Raw genomic sequence first — 21,501 nt, forward strand, 5'->3', positions numbered from 1 at the left:
CCGGGCGGTTCCGCACGACGCCGCCGCGCCATGGCCGGTACCGGTCATGGTCGGGGTGCGCGTCAGTGGAAGCAGGCAGGCCTTCATTCGTCCTGCGCCCCCTGGAACCCGCCGGTGGCGATCTGCTGGGCGACATGGCCGATGTCGCCGGCCCCCATCATCAGCAGCAGGTCGCCGTCGCGCAGCACGTCCGGCAGCACCGATACCAGGTCATGGGCATGGCCGACCACAACCGGCTCGCTGCGGCCACGCGCGCGGATGGCGCGGGCCAGCGACTTCGAGTCGGCGCCGGGAATCGGCGCTTCGCCGGCCGGGTACACCTCGCTCAGCACCAGCGCGTCGACTTCCGACAGCACCGCCGCGAACGCATCGAACTGATCGCGGGTACGGCTGTAGCGGTGCGGCTGGAACGCCACCACCAGCCGCTGTTCCGGCCAGCCGCCGCGGGCGGCGGCGAACACCGCTGCCAGTTCGCGCGGGTGGTGGCCGTAGTCGTCGATGAGCCGCACCTTCGCGCCCTTGGCGGTGGTGACCACGCCCAGGTCGTTGAAGCGGCGGCCCACGCCTTCGAACTTCTCCAGCGCGACGGCAATGGTTTCCGGCGCGACGCCCAGCTGCCAGCCGATGGCGGCGGCGGCCAGCGCGTTGAGTACGTTGTGGCGGCCCGGCAGCGCCAGCGTCACCGGCACGCTGCTGCCTTCGGGCAGGCGCAGGGTGAAGCGCATGCGCGCGCCGTCCTGCTCCACGTCCTCGGCGCGCACGTCGGCGTGGCCGCTCATGCCGTAGGTCATGACGTGGCGCGGCGTCTGCGTGGCCAGCGCGGCCACTTCCGGGTCGTCGATGCACAGCACCGCCAGGCCGTAGAACGGCAGGCGCTGCAGAAACTCGGCGAATGCCGCCTGCACGCGGGCGAAGTCGTTGCCGTAGTTTTCCAGGTGGTCGGCATCGATATTGGTGATCACCGCCACCAGCGGGTTCAGGCGCAGGAAGCTGCCGTCGCTCTCGTCGGCCTCGGCCACCAGCCACTGCCCGCCGCCGAGTTTGGCGTTGGCGCCGGCGGCCAGCAGCTGCCCGCCGATCACGAAGGTCGGGTCCAGCCCGCCTTCGCTGAGCACCGCGGCGGTCAGCGAGGTGGTGGTGGTCTTGCCGTGGGTGCCGGCCACGGCGATGCCGCGGCGGAAGCGCATCAGCTCGGCCAGCATCGCCGCGCGCGGCATGATCGGGATGCGCTGGCTGCGCGCTTCCATCAGTTCCGGGTTGTCCTCGCGGATCGCGCTGGATACCACCACGCAGTCGGTGCCGAGTACGTTTGCGGCCGAATGCCCGCGCATCACCCGCGCGCCCAGCCGCGCCAGGCGGCGGGTGGCGGCGTTGTCGGCGTTGTCCGAACCGGAGACCTCATAGCCCAGGGTCAGCATCACCTCGGCGATACCGCTCATGCCGGTGCCGCCGATGCCGACGAAGTGCACGCGCGGAAAGGCGCGGACCAGATCGGTGGTGTCGTGGAGGCGGCGGATCATGCGCGGCCTCCAGTGGAATGGGCGCGCGTGCGCGGTGCCGTGTTCATGCTGCTTCCTCGAGGATGATGTCGGCGATGCGCTCGGCCGCATCGACCTTGGCCAGCGCACGCGCGGCCTGCGCCATCTGCATGCGGCGGGCGGGGGTGTGGGCAAGCGCGCGCAGCACGCCTTCCAGATTGGTGGCCAGCGCGTCGTCCTGCTTCAGCAGTTCGGCGGCGCCACGCTCCACCAGGTATTCGGCGTTGCGGGTCTGGTGGTCGTCCACCGCCGCGGCGAACGGCACCAGCACGCTGCCGATGCCCACCGCGCACAGCTCGGCCAGGGTGGAGGCGCCGGAGCGGCACACCACCAGGTCGGCCCAGGCATAGGCGGCGGCCATGTCGGTGATGAAGGCATCGACGCGGCCTTCGACGCCGGCATCGCGGTAGGCCAGCTGCGCCTCGCCGTGCAGCTTCTCGCCGCACTGGTGCCAGACTTCGATGGCGACGCCGCCACCCAGCGCGGCCAGCGCCTTGGGCACGGCATTGTTGAGCGCGCGTGCGCCCTGGCTGCCGCCCAGCACCAGCACCCGCATCGGACCGTTACGGCCGGCCAGGCGCTGCTCCGGCGCCGGCAGCGCGGCGATCTCGGCGCGCACCGGGTTGCCGACCGCTTCTTCGCGGCCGCCGGCGAAGCTGCCGGGGAAACCGGTCAGCAGGCGCCGCGCAAAACGCGACAGGATGCGGTTGGTCATGCCCGGCGCGCGGTTCTGTTCGTGCACCAGCAGTGGAAAACCGTGCAGGCGCGCGGCCATGCCACCGGGACCGGAAGCGAAGCCGCCGAAGGCCACCACCGCGCGCGGATTGCGGTCACGCAGGACGAAACCGGCGGCGCGGATCGCGCGCAGCACCCGCAGCGGCGCGCCCAGCAGCGCCAGCCTGCCCTTGCCGCGCAGGCCGGAGATGGCCAGCGTGTCGATGGCGATGCCGTGCTGCGGCACCAGCCGTGTTTCCATCGCGCCGTCGGCACCGAGCCAGGTCACCGGAACGCCGCGTTCGCGCAGCACCCTGGCGACCGCCAGCCCGGGGAAGATGTGGCCGCCGGTACCGCCGGCCATGATCAGCACCGGGCGCGCGTTGTCGTTCGGCGTGGAGACGTTTTCCTGTTGAATCCCGGCACAGGGATGTGCCGGCTTCTGCGAGGGATTCGCCATTACGCAATCCTCCCGAACGTCGGCTCGACGCGCTGCTGCATGCGGCTGGTGCCGCGCGCGGCGCCCCCCTGCATGGCCGCGGCGATCGCGGAGGCAGTGGCCGGCTCGACCGGCTGCGCTGCATCGGCGGCCGGTGCGTCGGCCACGTCGGCGTCCTCGCGCACTTCCTGGCGGCGCACCGCGCGGTTGTATTCCCACGACACGCGCAGCAGCACGCCGACCGCCACGCAGGTCATCATCACGCTGGAACCGCCCGAGGAAATCAGCGGCAGGGTCAGGCCCTTGGTCGGCAGCATGCCCAGGTTCACACCGATCGAGACGAAGGTCTGCAGGCCGATCCACAGGCCGACGCCAAAAGCGATGTAACCGGAGAAATGGCGGCGCATCTCGATGCAGCGCATGCCCAGCCAGAACGCACGGCCGACCAGCAGCGCGTACAGCGCGACGATGGTGCACACGCCGGCGAAGCCCAGCTCCTCGGCGATCACCGAGAAGATGAAGTCGGTATGCGACTCGGGCAGGTAGTTGAGCTTCTGGATCGACGCGCCCAGGCCCACGCCGGTCCATTCGCCGCGGCCGATCGCCATCAGCGCGTTGGACAGCTGGTAGCCCGAACCCAGCTGGTCCTCCCACGGATCCATGAACGAGGTGACGCGGCGCATGCGGTAGGGCTCGAAGATCACCAGCAGCACCAGCGCCGGCAGCATCAGCAGCACCGGCAGGATGATGCGCTTGAGCTGCGCGCCGCCCAGTACCAGCATGCAGGTGGTGATGCCCAGCAGCAGCATCGACGAACCGAAGTCCGGCTGCAGCAGCAGCAGGACGACCAGCACGCCGACCACGCCCACCGGCTTGAGCATCGCCTGCCAGGTGGCGTTGACCTCGTCGCGGAAGCGCACCAGGTAGCTGGACAGCCAGACGATGTACAACACCTTCACTGCCTCGACCGTCTGGAACTTGGCCACGCCCAGGTTGATCCAGCGGCGCGCGCCGTTGACGGTGCTGCCCAGGCCGGGCACGAACACCACCACCAGCAGCGCGAAGCAGCCCAGCAGCAGCAGGTGGTTGTACTTCTCGACCTCGCGCAGTTCCACGCGCATCGCCACCGCCGCCAGCACCAGGCCGATGCCGATGAACACCAGGTGGCGGGTCAGGTAGTAGAACGGGCTCTGGGTCAGCGCGATGGAGCTGGACGCCACCATCACGATGCCCAGCGACGCCAGCGCCACGGCCGCGCCCAGCAGCCACTTGTCGTAGTGGCCGCCGATCGCTTCGAGCCGGGTTGCCTGGCGCGCGGTATCGTCCATCAGCGCACCTTCAGCGTCGCCAGGCCGATCAGCACCAGCACCACCGAGATGATCCAGAAGCGCACGATCACCCGCGGCTCGGGCCAGCCCTTGAGTTCGAAGTGGTGGTGGATCGGCGCCATGCGGAACACGCGCTTGCCGGTCAGCTTGAAGCTGGCCACCTGGATCATCACCGACAGCGTCTCGATCACGAACACGCCGCCCATCACCACCAGCACCAGCTCCTGGCGCACGATCACCGCGATGGTGCCCAGCACCGCGCCCAGCGCCAGCGCACCGACGTCGCCCATGAACACCATCGCCGGATAGGTGTTGAACCACAGGAACCCGAGGCCGGCGCCGGCGATCGCCGCGCAGATGATGACCAGCTCGCCCGCGCCCGGAATCTGCGGGATCTGCAGGTAGCTGGAGAACACTGCGTTGCCCGAGGCGTAAGCGAACACGCCCAGCGCGCAGGCGACCAGCACGGTCGGCATGATCGCCAGGCCGTCCAGGCCATCGGTCAGGTTGACCGCGTTGGAGAAGCCGACGATCCAGAAATAGGCGATGGCCACGAAGCTGATCCCGGCCAGCGGCAGCGCGATGGCCTTGAACATCGGGATGTACAGGGTCAGCGCCGCCGGCACGTCGGCGGTGTAGAACAGGAACAGGCCGGCACCGAGGCCGAAGATCGACTGCAGCAGGTACTTCCAGCGCGATTTCAGGCCATTGGGGTCGCGCCGGGCGATCTTGATCCAGTCGTCGTACCAGCCGATGGCGCCGAAGCACAGCATCACCGCCATCACCAACCACACGTAGCGGTTGCGCAGGTCGCCCCACAGCAGCACCGCCATCAACACCGACAGCAGGATCAGGCCGCCGCCCATGGTCGGGGTGCCGGCCTTGGAGAAGTGCGATTGCGGACCGTCCTTGCGGATCGGCTGGCCGCCCTTGAGCTGGGCCAGGCGGCGGATCGCCGCCGGCCCCAGCCACAGCGACAGGCCGAGCGCGGTCAGCGCGGCGAGGATGCCGCGGAAGGTGAGGTAGTTGAACAACCGGAACAGGTCGTCCAGCTGCTGCAGCCAGCGGGCCAGTTCAAGCAACATGCGGTGTGTCCTCGCCGCGCTTGAGCAGCGCGGTCACGATCTTGTCCATGGCGCTGCCGCGCGAGCCCTTGACCAGGCAACGCACGCCAGCATGAAGGTCGGCGTCCAGCGCGGCGGCGAGCGCGGCGTGGCTGTCGAAGTGGCTTCCGCCCTCGCCGAACGCGGCAGCGGCGGCGGCGCTCAGCGGCCCGAGCGCGTACAGGCGCTTGAGCCCGGCCTCGCGCGCGCGCATGCCGGCCTGCGCATGCAGCGCCTGCGCATCGGGGCCGAGTTCGCGCATGTCGCCCAGCACCAGCCAGCCCTCTTCCCTGCCGGCGGCCAGCGCGGCGATCGCCGCGGCCAGCGAGCCCGGATTGGCGTTGTAGCTGTCGTCGACCAGCACCGCGCCGTTGGGCAGCACGTGCGCGACCTGGCGGCCGGCGACCGGGCGCGCCTGCGCCAGGCCTTCGGCGACCCGCGCCAAGGCGATGCCCGCGGCCAGCGCCAGCGACGCGGCGGCCAGCGCGTTGAGCACGTTGTGCCGGCCCGGCAGCTGCAGCGCCACCTCGGCTTCGCCCTGCGGCGTGCGCAGGCGGAAGCGCGAGCCGGCTTCGACCAGCGCGATGCCGGTGGCAGTGACCTCGGCGCTGGCTTCCAGGCCGAAGCGGATCACGCGGTGGGCGCCGGCGCGGTCGGCGAAGAACGGGGCGAACGCGTCATCGGCGTTGACCACGGCCACGCCGCCTTCGCGCAGATCGTCGTAGACCGCCGCCTTGGTGTTGGCGATCTCCAGCAGGCTGCCCATGCGCTCCAGGTGGGCGGGCGCGACGTTGTTGACCAGGGCCACGTCCGGCGCGGCGATGGCGGTGAGGTAGGCGATGTCACCCGGCTTGCCAGTACCCATCTCGTAGATGGCGAAGTCGGCGTCTTCCGGCGCGTCGATCACCGCCAGCGGCATGCCGATCTCGTTGTTGCGGTTGCCCGGCGTGGCGTAGACCTGGCGGCCCTCGACCATCGCCACGTGCTGCAGGATCGCCAGCAGCAGCGTCTTCACGCTGGTCTTGCCGTTGCTGCCGGTGATGGCGAACACGCGCGTGGCGCGGTCGCGCTGCATCGCGGTGGCGATCTTCGCCAGCGCCCGCTCGGCGTCGGCGACCAGCACCTGCGGTACGTCCAGCGGCAGCAGGCGTTCGACCAGCAGTGCGCTGGCGCCGTTTGCCGCCGCGCTGGCGGCGAAGTCGTGGCCATCGAAACGCTCGCCGCGCAGGGCCAGGTACAGGCTGCCGGGCGCGAGCGTGCGGGTGTCGTTGCCGATGGCATCGATGCTCGCGTCATCGCCATGGAGCTCGCCGCCGGCCCAGTGCGCGATCAGCGACAACGGAGTGCGCTTCATGCTGCTCCTCCACATCCTGCGGCCGCACCACTTGCGCATCCATGCGCGGCGGGTGCGCCTCCCTGCCGGCTGGCCAGCGCGCGCGAGGCGACTTCGGTGTCGTCGAAGGGATGCTTGATGCCTGCGATCTCCTGATAGGGCTCGTGGCCCTTGCCGGCGACCAGCACGATGTCGCCGGGGCCGGCCTGGGCGATGGCCGCGCCGATGGCGCGCGCGCGGTCGCGCTGCACGTTCACCCGCGACGGCGCGGCGAAACCGGCCATGATGTCGGCGACGATCGTGTCGCCATCCTCGCCGCGCGGATTGTCGTCGGTGACGAACACCACGTCGGCGGATTTCTCGGCGATGGCCGCCATCTGCGGGCGCTTGCCGGTGTCGCGTTCGCCGCCGCAGCCGAACACGCACAGCAGCCGGCCGTCGAGATGGCCGTGCAGGCTGCGCAGCGCCTGCTCCAGCGCGTCGGGCGTATGCGCATAGTCGATGACCACGGTCGGCTCGCCCTGCCCGCCGAGGCGGTTCATGCGGCCGCGGATCGGCTGCAGCCGGCCCAGCACGTCGGCGATGGTCGCCGTCGGCTGGCCCAGCGCATGCAGCGCGCCGGCCACGGCCAGCAGGTTGTCGACGTTGAAGCGGCCCAGCAGCGGCGAACGCAGCGGATGGCGCTCGTCGCCGATCACCAGGTCGAAACCGATACCCTGCCCGTCCAGCACCAGCGTCTCGGCGCGCACCACGGCGCCCGCCTGCCCGGCCGAACTCAGGCCGATGGCCTGGACATCCGCCGCCAGCGTGGCGATCAGCTCACGGCCAAACGCATCGTCCAGATTCACGACTGCGGCCTTCAGGCCGTCGCGATGGAACAGGCGCGCCTTGGCCGCGCCGTAGCTGGCCATGTCACCGTGGTAATCGAGATGATCGCGGGTGAGATTGGTGAACACCGCCACGTCGTAGTGCACGGCATCGACGCGGCCCTGGTCCAGCGCATGCGAGCTGACTTCCATCGCCACCGCCTGCGCGTCCGCATCGCGCAGCTGCGCCAGCACTTCATGCATCTGCAGCACCAGCGGCGTGGTGAAACCAGTCGGCACCACGTCGCCATACAGGCCGACGCCGAGCGTGCCGATGCTGCCGCTGCGGCTGCCCAGCAGGTGCCAGGCCTGGGCCAGCAACTGCACGGTCGAGGTCTTGCCGTTGGTGCCGGTCACGCCGACCATCGTCATCGCGTACGAAGGATGGCCGTGGAACTGGTCGGCCATCGCGCCCATGCGCTGGCGCAGGCCAGGCACGGCGATGGCGTCGGCCGGTGCCGGCAGTTCCGCCGGTGCCGGCGGATCGAACAGGATGGCGCTGGCGCCGGCGGCCTTGGCCTGCTCGACGAAGCCCAGCCCATGCGCGCCGAAACCGGCAATGGCGACGAAGGCGTCGCCCGGGCGCACCTGGCGCGAGTCCAGCACCAACCCGCCGATCTGCGGATCGGAAGCCAGCGCCAGATCCGGCAGCAACTGCGACAATTTCATCGTGCGGGTCACTGGCGCACCTCCGGCGCGGCCGGCTGCGGCGCGATGGCGGTCGGCATGGCGGCGTCGAATTCGGCGTCGATGTTGGGCTCGGCCGGATCCTGCGGAACCGGCAGCACCGCCGGGTTGTTGACCGGGTTTCCGCCGACCTTGCCGGCCGCCTGCGCCGCCAGCCACGACTGGATGTCGTCCGGCGGCACGTCCATCAACCGCAGGGTGCCTTCCATCACGTGGTGGAACACCGGCGCGGATACCAGGCCGCCGTACTGCAGCGCACCGCGCGGGTCGTTGACCACGATCACCGCGGCGAAGCGCGGGTTGGTGGCCGGCACCACGCCGGCGAACAGCAGGTTGTAGTGGCCGCGTTCGTAGCCGTTGGGGCCGTTCTTTCGCGCCGTGCCGGTCTTGCCGGCGACGTGGTAGCCCAGGATCGCAGCCTGCTTGGCGCCGCCCTGGGTCACCACCGTCTCCATCATCCGCACCACTTCCTGCGCGACCGCCGGGTCGATGACCTGACGCGCTTCGTTGTGCTGGCCCTTGACGAAGGTCGGCTGGATCACGCGCCCGCCGTTGGCCAGCGCCGAGTACGCCTGCGCGATCTGCAGCGGCGTCACCGACAGGCCGTAGCCGTAGGACATGGTGGTCTTGGTGGTGCCGTACCAGCCCGGGCTGCCCGGCGACGGCACCACGCCAACCGATTCGCCCGGGAAGCCGCTGTGCGGCGCGACGCCATAGCCGAAGGCGCGCACCGAATTATAGAAGGTCTGGTCCGGCAGGCGCGCCACGATCTTGGCCGCGCCGATGTTGGAGCTGCGGGTGATCACGCCGGTGACGTTGAGCACGCCATTGTTCCGCGGCACGTCGCGGATGGTGTAGCGGCCCAGCGTCAGGTAGCCGGGATTGGTGTCGATGATGGTGTCCGGGGTGACCACATGGTTCTGCAGCGCGGTGGCGATGGTCAGCGGCTTCATCGTCGAACCGGGCTCGACCAGGTCGGTCACGGCGCGGTTGCGGCGCGCATCCGGGGTGGCACCGCTGACCGAATTCGGGTTGTAGGTCGGAAGGTTGGCCATGGCCATCACTTCGCCGGTGGCCACATCCATGATCACGATGGAACCGCCGGCGGCCTGGTTCGCGGTGACCGCGTTGCGCAGCTCGCGCATGGCCAGGAACTGGATGCGGCGGTCGATGCTGAGGGTCAGGTCCTTGCCCGGCTCGGCCGGATGCACCAGGTCGATGCTCTCCACGATCGCGCCCTTGCGGTCGCGGATCACCTTCTTGGCGCCGGGCTTGCCGCGCAGCCATTCGTCGAAGGCCAGCTCCAGGCCTTCCTGGCCGTGGTCGTCGATGTTGGTGAAGCCCAGCACGTGGGCCATCGCCTCGCCCTGCGGGTAGTAGCGGCGGAACTCGCGCTGCGCGAACACGCCGGGAATCTTCAGCGCGACGATCTGCTCGGCCACGTCCGGATTCATCCGGCGGCGCAGGTACATGAATTCCTTGTCGGCCTTCTGCGTCAGCTTCGAAGTCAGCTCGTCCACCGGCAGCGACAGCGCCTGCGCCAGCTCGGGAATGCGCCCGGGCGCGCGCAGCAGTTCCTGCGGATTGACCCAGATCGAGGCCACCGGCGTGGACACCGCCACCGGCTCGCCATTGCGGTCGGTGATCATGCCGCGCGAAGTGGCGATGGGCACTTCGCGCAGGTAGCGCGCCTCGCCCTGGCGCTGGTAGAAGTCACTGTTGATCAGCTGCACGTAGGCCGCGCGGCCCACCAGCGTCACCGCGCACAGACCCAGCCCCGCACCCACCATCAGCATGCGGTTGCGCAGGTTGAACTGGCTGCGGTTGCGGTTGCGGCGGGGCGTGTTCATGGCGCACCGCCATGTGCGCCACCCTGCGGGCGGCGTCGCCGTGCAAAACGTCTGTCCTGCCGCTTCGTCATGGCCGCACCACCACGATGTCGCCGGCTTCCGGGAACTTCATGCCCAGGCGGCCGCGCGCTTCCTGATCCACGCGCGTGGCCTGCGCCAGCGTGGCCTGCTCCAGCTGCAGGCGGCCGAACTCGATGTTCAGTTCGTCGCGGGCGTGCTCCAGTCGCGACAGCTCGACGAACAGCTGGCGATGGCGGTGGCGCATGAACACCACGCCGATCGCCGAGGCGATCGTGCAGGCCAGCAGCACCACCAGCAGCAGGCGGCTCATGCGGCCACCCCGCGCTTCTCGGCGACGCGCAGCACGGCGCTGCGCGAACGCGGATTGACCGCCAGTTCGTCGTCCTCCGCCTTGATCGCGCCGCCAATCAACTCCAGCGTCGGCACGAACACCGTCGCCTCGGGAAAACGGCGATTGGCCGGCGGCGCCTTGGCGTGGCGGTTCATGAACTGCTTGACGATGCGGTCTTCCAGCGAATGGAAGCTGATCACCGCCAGCCGGCCGCCGGGCTTGAGCCGGGCCATCGCCGCGTCCAGCCCGGCCTCGAGGTCGGCCAGTTCGCGGTTAATGTGGATGCGGATGGCCTGGAAGCTGCGCGTGGCCGGATGGATCTTGTCCTTGCCGCGCGGCATCACCGAGGCGATCAGTTCGGCCAGTTCGGCGGTGCGCGCGAACGGCTGGCTGGCGCGGCGGGCAAGGATGGCACGGGCGATGCGGCGGCTCTGGCGTTCTTCGCCGTAGGTCCACAGCACGTCGGCGATCTCGCGCTCCTCGGCGCGGTTGAGCCACTGCGCCGCGCTTTCGCCCGACTCCGGGTCCATGCGCATGTCCAGCGGGCCGTCCTTGCCGAAGCTGAAACCGCGCTCGGCCACGTCCAACTGCGGCGAGGACACGCCCAGGTCGAACAGCACGCCGTCCAGGCCGGCGGCGGTCTCGCTCCAGTCCAGCAGGTCGGCGAAGCTGCCGCGGTAGATCGCCACGCGCGGGTCCGGCGCGAAATCGCGTTGCGCCACGGCGATGGCTTCCGGGTCCTTGTCCATCACCAGCAGGCGGCCGTGCGGGCCGAGCTGGCGCAGCACGCCGCCGGCATGGCCACCGCGGCCGAACGTGCCGTCCAGATAGGTACCGTCCTCGATCACCCTCAGGCCCTGCAGGACCTGGGTGTACAGCACCGGCAGGTGAGCCGCCGGCGGCTGCGACACCGGAGGGTGACCGGCCTGCGCTTGACCGCGCACCCGGGCACCCCGGCTCACAACTTCAGATCGAGCAACCCATCGCCCAGATCCTCGTCAGACAATGTCTGCTGGATCAGTGCGCGATGCGCTTGCTCGCTCCATAGTTCGAACTTGTCGCCCATGCCCATCAGCACCGCCTTCTTCTCGATGCCGACCGCATTGCGGTGGCTGGACGGCAGGCTGATGCGGCCATTGCCATCCAGTTCCAGATGGGCGGCCGAGCCGACGAGTTTCTGCTGCAGGGTGCGCACCACGCGCTGGGTGTTGGGCTTGGCCATCACGTCGTCGCGCACCCGCTCCCATTCCTTCTCGGCGTACAGCCACAGGCAACCGGCTTCGAACGGGTTGTAGGTCAGCACCAGGCGATTGCCGCTCACGCGCGCGACCAGGTCGCGATGGGCGGTGGGCACCGCCATGCGTCCCTTGTCGTCAACCGTGATGGCCGTCTCGCCTTGGAACACGCCGTCTCTACCTGTCAGTGCCTGATGTCGCTGGGCGGTCATTGAACCACGGAAAACCACAAAAAACCCGGTTTTCCCTCGGATGACCACCTTAGCAGCGGGCGAAGGCTTGTCAACAGTTTTTGGCGGGCAAAATCGTCATTCGCATCAAGGGCTTGCGCCAATCTTTAGAGACTTGTTCAAGCTTTATCCACAAGTTGCTGTTTCATCTCAAATTTTGAGATTTCAATGAAATTCAGCCGTGTAGAGGAGACGTGAAAACAACAGTCCGACCCCGCCGCCATTCAGCCGGGCATGGCCGCCACCCGCGCAGGCGGGCACACTGACGGACATGTGCCTCGTCGCTCTCGCCTGGAAGTCCCACCCCCGCTGGCGCCTGTTCATGGCGGGAAACCGCGATGAATTCCACGCCCGCCCCAGCGCGGCGCTGGAGCGCTGGGCGCCGCCGCAGGGTGACGTGATCGCCGGCCGCGACCTGCGTTCTGGCGGCACCTGGATGGGGGTCGATGACAAGGGGCGCGCCGCGGTGATCACCAACGTGCGCGACCCGACCGCCGCCAGCGGCGGGCCATCGCGCGGTGCCCTGGTCGCCGATTACCTGGCCGGCGCCGGCGCCTCCGCGGCGGAGCAGATCGATCGGCTGTCGCCCCATGCCGGCGACTACGCCCCGTTCAACCTGCTGCTGGCCGATGCGGACGGCTGCCACTACCTGGGCAACCGCCCCTTTGCCCGGCAGGCGCTGTCGCCGGGCGTGCACGGCATGTCCAACGGCGCCCTCGACGCGCCCTGGCCGAAGACGCGCCGGTTGATGACTGCCCTGGAAGCCTGGCTGGCGCAGGACGATCCGCCGCTGGATGCCCTGTGGGCCGCCCTCGCCGACGACTGGCGGCCGGCCGACGCCGACCTGCCGGCGACCGGCATCGCGCTGCCGCTGGAACGGCATCTGTCGGCCGCCTTCATCCGCGGCGAGGATTACGGCACCCGCGCCAGCACCCTGGTGGCGATCGACCACGGCGGCCATGGCTTCATCGTCGAACGCCGCTTCGGTCCGCAGGGCGTGTTCCTGGGGCAGAGCCGGGTGGACATCCAGCCCTGACAGGCCGGCCGGTCGAGCGCACGGCCGGACTGTGGAAGAATCCGCCCCTCTCCGCCGCCGACACGGAAGCCCGGCAGATCATGCGCAAACCGCTGTTCGTCCTGCTCGCGATCCTGCTGATCGACACCATCGGCTTCGGCCTGATCATGCCCATCCTGCCGGGCCTGCTGCAGAGCCTGACCGGCGACCGCGCCGCCAACAGCTTCCATTACGGTGCACTGCTGTCGGTGTACGCCCTGATGCAGTTCCTGTGCGCGCCGGTACTCGGAGCGCTGAGCGACCGCCTGGGCCGCCGCCGCGTACTGCTGGTCTCGCTGGCGGGCGCGGCGCTGGATTACCTGTTGATGGCGTTCGCGCCGACCCTGCCCTGGCTGTATCTCGGCCGCGCACTGGCCGGCGTCACCGGCGCCAACATGGCGGTGGCCGCGGCCTACCTCACCGACATCACGCCCGAGAACCAGCGCGCGGCCCGTTTCGGGCAGATGGGCGCGGCCATCGGCATCGGCTTCATCGCCGGCCCGGTGCTGGGCGGCCTGCTCGGCGAATGGCTGCTGCGCGCGCCGTTCATGCTCGCCGCGGTGCTCAACGGCCTCAACCTGCTGCTGACCTGGCGGCTGCTGCCCGAATCGCGCCCGGCGCGCGGCCCCGGACGCCGCAAGGTCAGCCTGAACGCCTTCGCCGCCCTGCACCGTCTGCAGGGCAGGCCAGGCCTGCTGCCGCTGGTGGGGGTATACGCCATCGTCACCCTGGTCGGGCAATGGCCGGCAACACTGTGGATCCTCTATGGACAGCAGCGCTTCGGCTGGAGCATGTGGATCGGCGGCCTGTCACTGGCCGGCTATGGCCTGTGCCACGCCCTGACCCAGGCATTCGCGATCGCCCCGCTGGTATCGCGCCTGGGCGAACGCCGCGCCCTGCTGCTCGGACTGGCCGGCGATTCGCTGGGACTGTTGCTGCTGTCCGTCGCCGTGTCTGGCTGGGTGCCGTTCCTGCTGCTGCCGCTGTTCGCCGCCGGCGGCCTGGCCGCCCCGGCCCTGCAGTCGCTGCTCACGCGCCGGATCGACGATCACCAGCAAGGCGAACTGCAGGGAACGCTGACCAGCATCACCAGCCTGATCGGCATCGCCGGCCCACTGGTGGTCACCACCCTGTACGCACTCGGCCAGGGTCTCTGGCCCGGTCTGGTCTGGGCCGTGGGCGCCGCCACCAACCTGCTGGTCCTGCCATTGCTGTTCGGCCGCAGGCGTGCGGAGACGTCATCAACGACCGAGCCTGCCGTTCCCGCAACCACGCAGGCCAATATAGGAAAACAGCAAGCACCTTGAGGAATGGTCGAAAGAGCGACCTTCATCTCCAAGTACGATGCGAAGCGAGCAAAGCCATCCATCCGGAGAAGAGCCCCCTTTAGTAAAGGGGGCGCGCCGACAGGCGCGGGGTTCTGGCAGGCAAAGGGCCTGGGGCCCATTGTTTTGTACCGCCCCAGCGGTACAAAACAATGGGGCTTTTCCCGCCCAGCAGGCGGAAAAAGCGGCGGAGCCGGCCTGTAAGCCGGGTTCTGTCGTGGACAGTCATTCTTCTAGGCGCCACGTCACCGTGACGCTCAAGCAACCTACCCGGACCCGACGCGGGCCACGCCATTAGGTCCCTATTTGGTCTTGCTCCAGGTGGGGTTTGCCGTGCCGGTCCGTTGCCGGACTCGCGGTGCGCTCTTACCGCACCATTTCACCCTTACCGGCCTCCCGAAAGAGACGTAGGCGGTATCTTTCTGTTGCACTTTCCGTCGGCTCGCGCCGCCCAGGCGTTACCTGGCACCTTGCCCTGTGGAGCCCGGACTTTCCTCGGCGTTCCCGAAGGAACGACGCGACTGTCCGGCCGACTCCGCCGCGCGCATTGTCGCACGTCCGGCCCTGCCGACGGGGCACCCGACGCGGAAAATCACTTCGCGGCGAAGCCGATCTCCCGCAGGAAGGCGATCGCCTTGTGGTCCGCATCGGCATCGATCCGCAGGTCGATCGCCTTGTAGTCGGGCTCTTCCTGCTGCCGCAGGTTGCGCGTGAACAGATGGCCAACGCCCGGGTACACGGTCAGTTCGCAGCGGTTTCCCGACGCCCGCATCCGCGCGCAGAAGCGTTCCGCGCCCGCCGCGGGCGTCACGCTGTCCTCCGCGCCCTGCAGCATCACCGTCGGTGGCAGGCCGGGACGGACATGCCGGTCCGGCGACAGCGCCGCCGCGCGCGCCGGGCCGCCGCTCAGTTTCCCGAACCAGCCATCGTTGCCGACCGCGACCGCCGCCGACCACAGCACCAGCGCATCCGGTCGTGCGGACACGTCGTCGCCGGACGGTTCGTCGAACACGGCGGTCGCGGCGGCCAGGTGTCCACCGGCGGAGATGCCACCGGCCGCGATCCGGCGGGGATCAATGCCCAGCTCCGCCGCGTCGCGCCGCACCCAGCGCAGTGCCGCACGCGCATCGGCGACGCTGTCGTAGGGCGTCACCGCGGCCTGGTCGGCCAGCCTGTACTCGACCGCCACCGCGACCAGCCCGGCTTCGGCCATCAGCCGCGCGGTCGGTTCGATCCAGCGCGCCTCGCCGACCGTCCAGCCGCCACCATGGAACAGCACGATCGCCGCGCGCGGTGCCTGCATCGCCGCTTCCGGCGCATACACCAGCACCTGCATCGGCTGGCCCGCACCGCCGGCGATGGTCTCGACCCTTGGGGGCGGAGGCGTTTCCGCCCCTGCTGGAAAACACGCGACGGACAGCAGAAACAGGACGACTAGGCGTTTCATGCATCCCCCTGTGCGGAAACCCCGCGTCGGATGATCGGTGCCGCCATGATGGCGGCACTGGAAGTCATTGCCCGTACAACGCCTTGCGCGGCGCACCGCTGAGTTCGGCCGCGAGTTTGGCGGCGGTGGACGGCGGCAGGTGTTCGTTGAGTCTGGTGTAGAGCCGGCGGCCTTCGGCGATCTTCGCTTCCTCGTCGTCGGCGGCGCCCTGCACCATCACCACGAACTCGCCCTTGCGCTGGTTGTCGTCGGCCTGCACCACGGCGAGCAGTTGTTCCAGGCTGCCGTCGAGCACGGTCTCGAACAGTTTGGTCAGCTCGCGCGCGACCACCGCCGGGCGCGACGCGCCGAACGCCGCGGCCATGTCCACCAGCGATTCGGCGATGCGGTGCGAGGACTCGTAGAACACCAGGGTACCGGTCTCGCCGGCCAGCCGCTGCAGGCGCTCGCGCCGCGCCGCACCCTTGGCCGGCAGGAAACCTTCGAACACGAAACGGTCGCTGGGCAGGCCGGCCACGCTCAACGCCGCGATCGCAGCGCAGGCGCCGGGTACCGGGCTCACCTTCACCCCCGCCGCGCGCGCCGCGCGCACCAGCCGGAAACCGGGGTCGCTGACCAGCGGCGTGCCTGCATCGCTCACCACCGCCATCGATTCGCCACCCAGCAGCCGCGCCACCACGCGCTCGGCCATCGCTTCCTCGTTGTGGTCGTGCAGGGCCACCAGCGGCCGGCTGATGCCGAAATGCGACAGCAGCTGGCCGGTGTGGCGCGTGTCCTCGGCGCAGATCGCCGCCACCGTGCGCAGCACCTCCTGCGCGCGCGGGCTCAGGTCGGACAGGTTGCCGATCGGCGTGGCGACGACGTACAGGGTGGCGGGGGCAGCGGGCATCATCGGCTTTTCCATGGGCAAGGTTAGAATCCTACCGTGTCCCCCACCCGGCGCCGCCGCATGCCGTTGAACGGATCCCGAATGAACAATCCCGCCGCACGGATCACCGTCCTGTCACTGTCGCTCCTGCTGTTCGCCGGTTGCGCCACCACCGGCATGGCGCCAACCACGTCGCCGGGGCAGCAGGCCGCCATCGCCCTGCTCGAACAGGGCAAGCCGCGCGAAGCCGCGCAGCAGCTGGAAGCCGAAGCCGCGCTGGCGCGCGGTGCCGCCAAATCGCAGCTGCTGGCCGACGCCGCTTTCGCCTGGCACGAAGCCAACGACGACGCCCGCGCGCGCATGCTGCTGCCGCAGGTGCAGGCGCGCCAGCTGGCCGGCGCCAGCCGCCAGCGCCATGCGCTGCTGGCCGCGGAACTGGCGCTGGCCGACAAGCAGCCGGCCGCCGTGCTGCAGGCGCTGGGCACGCAGCAGCCCGACCAGCTGCCCGCCGCCCAGCAGGCCCGTTGGCACCTGGCCCGCGGCCAGGCGCTGGAAGCCAATGGCGATGCCTTCGCCGCGGCCGGCGCCCGCGCCCGCGCCGGCGTGCTGCTGTCCGGCAGCGCCCGCACCGACAACCAGCGCGCCATCACCCGCCTGCTGGCGGGGCTGGACGATGCCACCCTCGCCAACCGCAGCGCCGCGCTGCCGGCCGGCGACCCGCTCTACAACCACGCGGGCCGCGCCCTGATCGGCCGCGGCCTGCCGCTGCCGCGCCCGTTCGACCGCGATGCCGCCTGGCAGCTGGATACCGGCAAGCGCCCGCCGGCCGACGCCGACGGCTATCGGCCGCCAGTGAAGATGGCGGTGCTGCTGCCGCTGTCCGGCAACCTCGCCACGGCCGCCGCGCCGGTGCGCGATGGCCTGCTCGCCGGCTACTACGCCGAATACCGCCGCCGCCCGCAGGTCGACTTCATCGACACCCGCGGCACCCCGGCCGGCGCCATCGCCGCCTATGACAAGGCCGTGGCCGGCGGCGCCGATTTCGTGGTCGGCCCGCTGGGCCGCGACGAAGTCGATGCGCTGTTCGGCCGCGAGCAGCTGCAGGTGCCGCTGCTGGCGCTCAACCGCGGCAAGGACACGCCGCCGGCCGGCAGCGCCGGTTTCTCGCTGGCGCCGGAGGACGACGGCATCATGGCCGCCGAATACCTGCTGGCCCGCGAGCGCGGCAACGTGCTGGTGATCGGCAGCAGCGACGACACCGGCCGCCGCGCCACCGCCGCCTTCCGCGAGCGTTTCGCCGAGCGTGGCGGCAAGGTCGCCGCCAGCCTCAGCGTCGGCGACGCACCCGGCGACGTGAGCGCACGCCTGCGCCAGGCCGGCGTGGTCGATGCGGTGTTCCTCGCGGTCAAGGGTTCGCAGGCACGCACGCTGGCACCGCAACTGGCGCTGGCGGGCATGGGCGGCGCCACCCGCGTGGGTACCTCGCAGCTGGTATCCGGCACCGGCAAGGCCGACGAGGACATGGCACTGGACGGCATCGCCTTCCCAAGCGAAGCATGGTCCGTGCGCGGCGCCCCGGGCCTGCCCACGGCCAGCGAACTGGCCACCACCCTGCCGACCGCGCGCGGCGGCGCCGCGCGCCTGTTCGCCTTCGGCTTCGACGCCTGGAAAATCACCGCCTACCTGGAAAAACTGGCCAACAGCACCCAGGGCGGCCTGGCCGGCGCCACCGGCACCCTGCACCTGGACGGCTTCGGCAACGTGCTGCGCACGCCGGCGTGGTCCACCTTCAGCGGTGGCCAGCCGGTGCCGACCGGTGATGGCCGCTGACAAGGCCGCACGCGGCGCGGCGGTGGAAGCCGCCGCGCGCCGTCACCTGGAAGGTGCCGGCCTGCGCTGGCTGGCCGGCAACGTCCGCTACCGCGGCGGCGAACTCGATCTGGTGATGTTCGATCCAGCCGCCGGCAGCCTCGTCTTCGTGGAAGTGCGCTACCGCCGCGACGCCGCGTTCGGTGGCGGCGCCGCTTCGGTCGATGCCGGAAAGCGCCGCCGCCTGCTGCTGGCCGCGCAGCTCTATCTTTCGGCGCATCCCCTGCACGCGCAGGCGCCCTGCCGCTTCGACGTGGTCGAGGCCAGCGGCGAGCCACCGCAACTGCACTGGTTGCGCGACGCCTTCCGCGCCGACGACTGATGCCCAGCGTCTTCACCCACGCCGCCGTCCCGTTGGCGCTGTGGTGCGCCAGCGAGCGCGGCCGCGTGTCCACACGCCTGCTCGGCGCCGGCATCGCCGCCGCGATGCTGCCCGACGCCGACGTGCTGGCCTTCGCCCTGCATGTGCCCTATGCCGATGCCTTCGGCCATCGCGGCGCAAGCCATTCGCTGCTGTTCGCCGGAATGCTGGCGATGCTTGCCCTGCTGCTGCACCGGCAGTTGCATGCGGGAAGACGGCAGGCGCTGGCCTTCGTCTTCGCCTGCGCGCTCTCGCATCCGCTGCTCGACGCCCTCACCTCCGGCGGCCTCGGCGTGGCGCTGTGGTGGCCGTGGAGCGACGCGCGCCTGTTCGCACCCTGGCGGCCGATCCGGGTTTCGCCCTTCGCCAACGCCTTCTTCAGCGCGCGCGGCCTGCAGACCGTGCTGTCCGAACTGCGCTGGGTGTGGCTGCCGCTGGCACTGGCGGTACTGGGTTGGCGGATGATCCAATCGCCCGCAGGCGCAAGCGGCCGCGCCCCGGATTGAGCCGCACGGGAGAAGACTCATGGAACGTCGCGATCGGCGGCCCTTCGGGCTGCTGCTGTGCTGCCTGCTGCCGCTGCTGGCACCGCTTTCCCACGCTGCCGACGAAGCGCCCGCCGCAACGCAGGTGGGCGAATTCCCGCCGCCCCTGCTGGGCAGCAACCGCCAGGGCCAGTTGGTCGATCTGGAACAGCGCCGCGGCAGGATCGTGGTGGTGACCTTCTGGGCCAGCTGGTGCGGGCCGTGCATGCGCGAACTGCCGATCCTGGCGCAGTTGCAGAAGGTGGTGGGCAAGGACGCGCTGGAAGTAATCGCGGTGAACTGGGGCGAGCCGCGCGCGGACGTGGTCGCCTTTGCCCGCCGCAACGGCAAGCTCGACCTGGAATACGTGTTCGACGGCAAGGGCGAAACCGCCGCGCGCTACGGCGTGCGTGCGGTGCCGCGCATGCTCGTGCTCGACCGCGAGGGCCGCATCGCCTCGATCCACGTAGGCTATTCGGTAGATGCGCTGCCCGGCTTCATGGAGGAAATCGTCGCCCTGCTGCCCGACGAGGTCCGCAGCCGGCCGGCCAGCAACGCGCCATCGCCCTAGAATGCGGTGATGGACCGCACTCTCCCCGCCGCTTTCCACCAGACGCTTTCCGAGCTGCTCGGCGCGCACTGGCGCACTGACGACGCCGCGCTGGCCGCACATGCCCAGGACAACTCCTGGCGGTACGCGCTGCCCTTGGGCGTGGCGCTGCCGGAAAGCCGCGAACAGGTGCAGGCCATCGTGCGGGCGTGCCGCGCGCATGGCGTGCCGCTGGTCGGGCGCGGCGCCGGCACCGGCACCACCGGCGCGGCAGTACCCGCCGCCGGCGGCATCGTGCTGTCGTTCGCACGCATGAACCGCATCCTCGCGCTGCGGCCCGGCGACCGCTGCGCGGTGGTCGAGCCGGGCGTACTGAACGGCGACCTGCAGCAGGCGCTGCAGCCGCACGGCCTGTTCTGGCCACCGGACCCGTCCAGCTTCGAGATCTGCAGCATCGGCGGCAACCTGGCCACCAATGCCGGCGGCCCGCGCGCGGTGAAGTACGGCACCAGCCGCGACAACGTGCTCGGACTGGTGGCGGTAACCGGCACCGGCGAGCTCATCGAATGCGGCGGCCCGTGGACCAAGGACGCCACCGGCTACGATCTCACCCACCTGATCGTCGGCAGCGAAGGCACGCTGGCGCTGATCGTCGAAGCCACGCTCAAGCTGGCGCCGCGCCCGCGCGCGCAGGCCGGGCTGCGCGTGCTGTACCGCGACGCGGAGAGTGCCGCCGCGGCGGTATCGCGGGTGATGACACAACCGGCCACGCCGACCACGCTGGAATTCATGGACGCACGCAGCCTGGAACTGCTGCGCCGCAATGGCGCACAGGTGCCCGACGCCGGCGCGATGCTGCTGATCGACGCCGATGGCGACGACGACACCCTGCCCAACGTGCTGCATGCGCTGGCCCAGGCCGCCGAGGGCGAGGGCCTGCTGGCGCTGGACGTGGCGATGGACGGCAGCGCGCGCGAGCAGCTGTGGGCGGCGCGGCGCGCATTGTCGCCAGCGCTGAAGAGCATCGCGCCGGGCAAGATCAACGAGGACGTGGTGGTGCCGGTGTCGCGCATTCCCGACCTGGTGGCCGGCGTGCAGGCGCTGTCGGCGCGCTTCGCGCTGCCCATCGTCACCTTCGGCCATGCCGGCAACGGCAACCTGCACGTGAACATCCTCTACCACCCCGACGACGCCGGCGAGAACGCGCGCGCGCATGCGGCGCTGCCGGAAGTGTTCGCGCTGACGCTCGCGCTGGGCGGCACGCTGTCCGGCGAACACGGCATCGGCCTGGCCAAGCGCGACTTCATGGCGCAGGCCTTCACTCCCGCCACGCTGGCGGCGATGCGCGCGATCAAGCAGGCGCTGGACCCGGACGGCATCCTCAATCCGGGCAAGGTGCTGCCCGCCGCATAGCCCCCCACCACGCGAGCAACCGACCATGGACATCGCCCCCTCCCAGTTCGCCGCGCGCTGGGCCGCGGCATGGAACGCGCATGACGTGGAAGCGGTGCTGGCGCATTTCCATGACGAAGCGGTGTTCACCTCGCCCTTCGCCCGCCAGCTCCTGCCCGGAACCGGCGGCGTGCTGCGCGGCAAGGCCGCCATCCGCGCCTACTGGAGCGCGGGATTGGCGCGTATTCCCGACCTGCGCTTCCAGGTCGAGGCGGTATTCGCCGGCGTCGATACCCTGGTCATCACCTACAGCAACCAGAAAGGCGTGCGGGTGAGCGAGGTACTGCGCTTTTCAGGCGACCGGGTGATCGAGGGCCACGGCACCTATCCGGCCGACGCGCACAACCCGACCGGCGCGCGCTGACCGGTGCCGCCG

General features: G+C 70.3%; 21 protein-coding genes and 1 other RNA gene. 9 read left to right on the forward strand and 13 right to left on the reverse strand.

Annotated elements, in window-relative coordinates; translation table 11 throughout:
- Window positions 1–83 precede the first annotated feature (83 nt).
- The 10 genes from murC to mraZ all read right to left on the reverse strand — a co-directional run bounded on the left by murC (window position 84) and on the right by mraZ (window position 11,657).
- Window positions 84–1,520, reverse strand: a complete 1,437-nt coding sequence (gene murC, locus AC1DGW_RS06700) for a UDP-N-acetylmuramate--L-alanine ligase (protein WP_478020850.1) — start codon at window positions 1,518–1,520, stop codon at window positions 84–86.
- A 43-nt stretch (window positions 1,521–1,563) separates the two neighbouring features.
- A complete protein-coding gene (gene murG, locus AC1DGW_RS06705; protein ID WP_478020853.1) occupies window positions 1,564–2,712 on the reverse strand; it encodes an undecaprenyldiphospho-muramoylpentapeptide beta-N-acetylglucosaminyltransferase in 1,149 nt (382 codons plus the stop codon).
- The gene (gene ftsW, locus AC1DGW_RS06710; RefSeq protein ID WP_478020855.1) at window positions 2,712–4,019 is read right to left on the reverse strand and encodes a putative lipid II flippase FtsW; all 1,308 of its coding nucleotides are present in this window, start codon (window positions 4,017–4,019) and stop codon (window positions 2,712–2,714) included. The genes murG and ftsW overlap by 1 nt, the downstream gene beginning before the upstream one ends.
- Entirely contained in the window at window positions 4,019–5,104 is a 1,086-nt protein-coding gene (gene mraY, locus AC1DGW_RS06715) for a phospho-N-acetylmuramoyl-pentapeptide-transferase (protein WP_055765901.1), read from the reverse strand. The genes ftsW and mraY overlap by 1 nt, the downstream gene beginning before the upstream one ends.
- Window positions 5,094–6,476, reverse strand: coding sequence for a UDP-N-acetylmuramoyl-tripeptide--D-alanyl-D-alanine ligase (locus AC1DGW_RS06720; protein WP_478020857.1), 1,383 nt, complete (start codon window positions 6,474–6,476; stop codon window positions 5,094–5,096). Before AC1DGW_RS06720 ends, mraY begins: the two co-directional genes overlap by 11 nt.
- Complete coding sequence (locus tag AC1DGW_RS06725; protein WP_478021474.1) at window positions 6,473–7,990, reverse strand: UDP-N-acetylmuramoyl-L-alanyl-D-glutamate--2,6-diaminopimelate ligase; 1,518 nt, start codon at window positions 7,988–7,990, stop codon at window positions 6,473–6,475. The genes AC1DGW_RS06720 and AC1DGW_RS06725 overlap by 4 nt, the downstream gene beginning before the upstream one ends.
- Window positions 7,991–7,998: 8 nt before the next feature.
- The gene (locus AC1DGW_RS06730) at window positions 7,999–9,858 is read right to left on the reverse strand and encodes a peptidoglycan D,D-transpeptidase FtsI family protein (RefSeq protein ID WP_478020859.1); all 1,860 of its coding nucleotides are present in this window, start codon (window positions 9,856–9,858) and stop codon (window positions 7,999–8,001) included.
- Window positions 9,859–9,925: 67 nt separating this feature from the next.
- Window positions 9,926–10,189, reverse strand: coding sequence for a cell division protein FtsL (gene ftsL / locus AC1DGW_RS06735; RefSeq protein WP_054667605.1), 264 nt, complete (start codon window positions 10,187–10,189; stop codon window positions 9,926–9,928).
- The gene (gene rsmH, locus AC1DGW_RS06740; RefSeq protein ID WP_478021479.1) at window positions 10,186–11,154 is read right to left on the reverse strand and encodes a 16S rRNA (cytosine(1402)-N(4))-methyltransferase RsmH; all 969 of its coding nucleotides are present in this window, start codon (window positions 11,152–11,154) and stop codon (window positions 10,186–10,188) included. The genes ftsL and rsmH overlap by 4 nt, the downstream gene beginning before the upstream one ends.
- 14 nt (window positions 11,155–11,168) lie before the next feature.
- Complete coding sequence (gene mraZ / locus AC1DGW_RS06745; RefSeq protein WP_478020864.1) at window positions 11,169–11,657, reverse strand: division/cell wall cluster transcriptional repressor MraZ; 489 nt, start codon at window positions 11,655–11,657, stop codon at window positions 11,169–11,171.
- Between the two features lie 40 nt (window positions 11,658–11,697).
- On the opposite strand from mraZ, the gene AC1DGW_RS06750 reads away from it, so the two are divergent.
- From AC1DGW_RS06750 to tet, 3 genes are all read left to right on the forward strand, one after another.
- On the forward strand, window positions 11,698–11,847 hold the full coding sequence (locus AC1DGW_RS06750; protein ID WP_478020866.1) for a hypothetical protein: 150 nt from the start codon (window positions 11,698–11,700) through the stop codon (window positions 11,845–11,847).
- 99 nt (window positions 11,848–11,946) lie between these two features.
- Complete coding sequence (locus AC1DGW_RS06755) at window positions 11,947–12,711, forward strand: NRDE family protein (RefSeq protein WP_478020868.1); 765 nt, start codon at window positions 11,947–11,949, stop codon at window positions 12,709–12,711.
- Between the two features lie 80 nt (window positions 12,712–12,791).
- Window positions 12,792–14,036 (forward strand): Tet(A)/Tet(B)/Tet(C) family tetracycline efflux MFS transporter, encoded by a 1,245-nt coding sequence (gene tet, locus AC1DGW_RS06760; protein ID WP_478020870.1) that lies wholly within the window; start codon window positions 12,792–12,794, stop codon window positions 14,034–14,036.
- Between the two features lie 203 nt (window positions 14,037–14,239).
- On the opposite strand, the gene rnpB is transcribed toward tet, so the two are convergent.
- From rnpB to rsmI, 3 genes are all read right to left on the reverse strand, one after another.
- An RNA gene (gene rnpB, locus AC1DGW_RS06765) (RNase P RNA component class A) lies at window positions 14,240–14,591 on the reverse strand.
- A 55-nt stretch (window positions 14,592–14,646) separates the two neighbouring features.
- On the reverse strand, window positions 14,647–15,501 hold the full coding sequence (locus AC1DGW_RS06770) for an alpha/beta hydrolase (RefSeq protein ID WP_478020872.1): 855 nt from the start codon (window positions 15,499–15,501) through the stop codon (window positions 14,647–14,649).
- Between the two features lie 64 nt (window positions 15,502–15,565).
- Window positions 15,566–16,390, reverse strand: a complete 825-nt coding sequence (rsmI, locus tag AC1DGW_RS06775; protein ID WP_478020874.1) for a 16S rRNA (cytidine(1402)-2'-O)-methyltransferase — start codon at window positions 16,388–16,390, stop codon at window positions 15,566–15,568.
- A gap of 81 nt (window positions 16,391–16,471) precedes the next feature.
- On the opposite strand from rsmI, the gene AC1DGW_RS06780 reads away from it, so the two are divergent.
- From AC1DGW_RS06780 to AC1DGW_RS06805, 6 genes are read left to right on the forward strand one after another with little or no spacing between them, the layout of a single operon-like run.
- The gene (locus AC1DGW_RS06780; protein WP_478020876.1) at window positions 16,472–18,199 is read left to right on the forward strand and encodes a penicillin-binding protein activator; all 1,728 of its coding nucleotides are present in this window, start codon (window positions 16,472–16,474) and stop codon (window positions 18,197–18,199) included.
- Window positions 18,189–18,560: a YraN family protein gene (locus tag AC1DGW_RS06785; protein WP_478020878.1), complete on the forward strand. Its 372-nt coding sequence runs from the start codon at window positions 18,189–18,191 to the stop codon at window positions 18,558–18,560. The genes AC1DGW_RS06780 and AC1DGW_RS06785 overlap by 11 nt, the downstream gene beginning before the upstream one ends.
- Entirely contained in the window at window positions 18,560–19,105 is a 546-nt protein-coding gene (locus tag AC1DGW_RS06790) for a metal-dependent hydrolase (RefSeq protein ID WP_478020880.1), read from the forward strand. The genes AC1DGW_RS06785 and AC1DGW_RS06790 overlap by 1 nt, the downstream gene beginning before the upstream one ends.
- 19 nt (window positions 19,106–19,124) lie before the next feature.
- A complete protein-coding gene (locus tag AC1DGW_RS06795; protein ID WP_478020882.1) occupies window positions 19,125–19,694 on the forward strand; it encodes a TlpA disulfide reductase family protein in 570 nt (189 codons plus the stop codon).
- A gap of 9 nt (window positions 19,695–19,703) precedes the next feature.
- Entirely contained in the window at window positions 19,704–21,086 is a 1,383-nt protein-coding gene (locus AC1DGW_RS06800; RefSeq protein ID WP_478020884.1) for an FAD-binding oxidoreductase, read from the forward strand.
- A gap of 25 nt (window positions 21,087–21,111) precedes the next feature.
- Window positions 21,112–21,489 (forward strand): nuclear transport factor 2 family protein, encoded by a 378-nt coding sequence (locus AC1DGW_RS06805; RefSeq protein ID WP_478020886.1) that lies wholly within the window; start codon window positions 21,112–21,114, stop codon window positions 21,487–21,489.
- Window positions 21,490–21,501 lie beyond the last annotated feature (12 nt).

The sequence above is a fragment of the Stenotrophomonas sp. 05N423 genome (assembly GCF_056397145.1).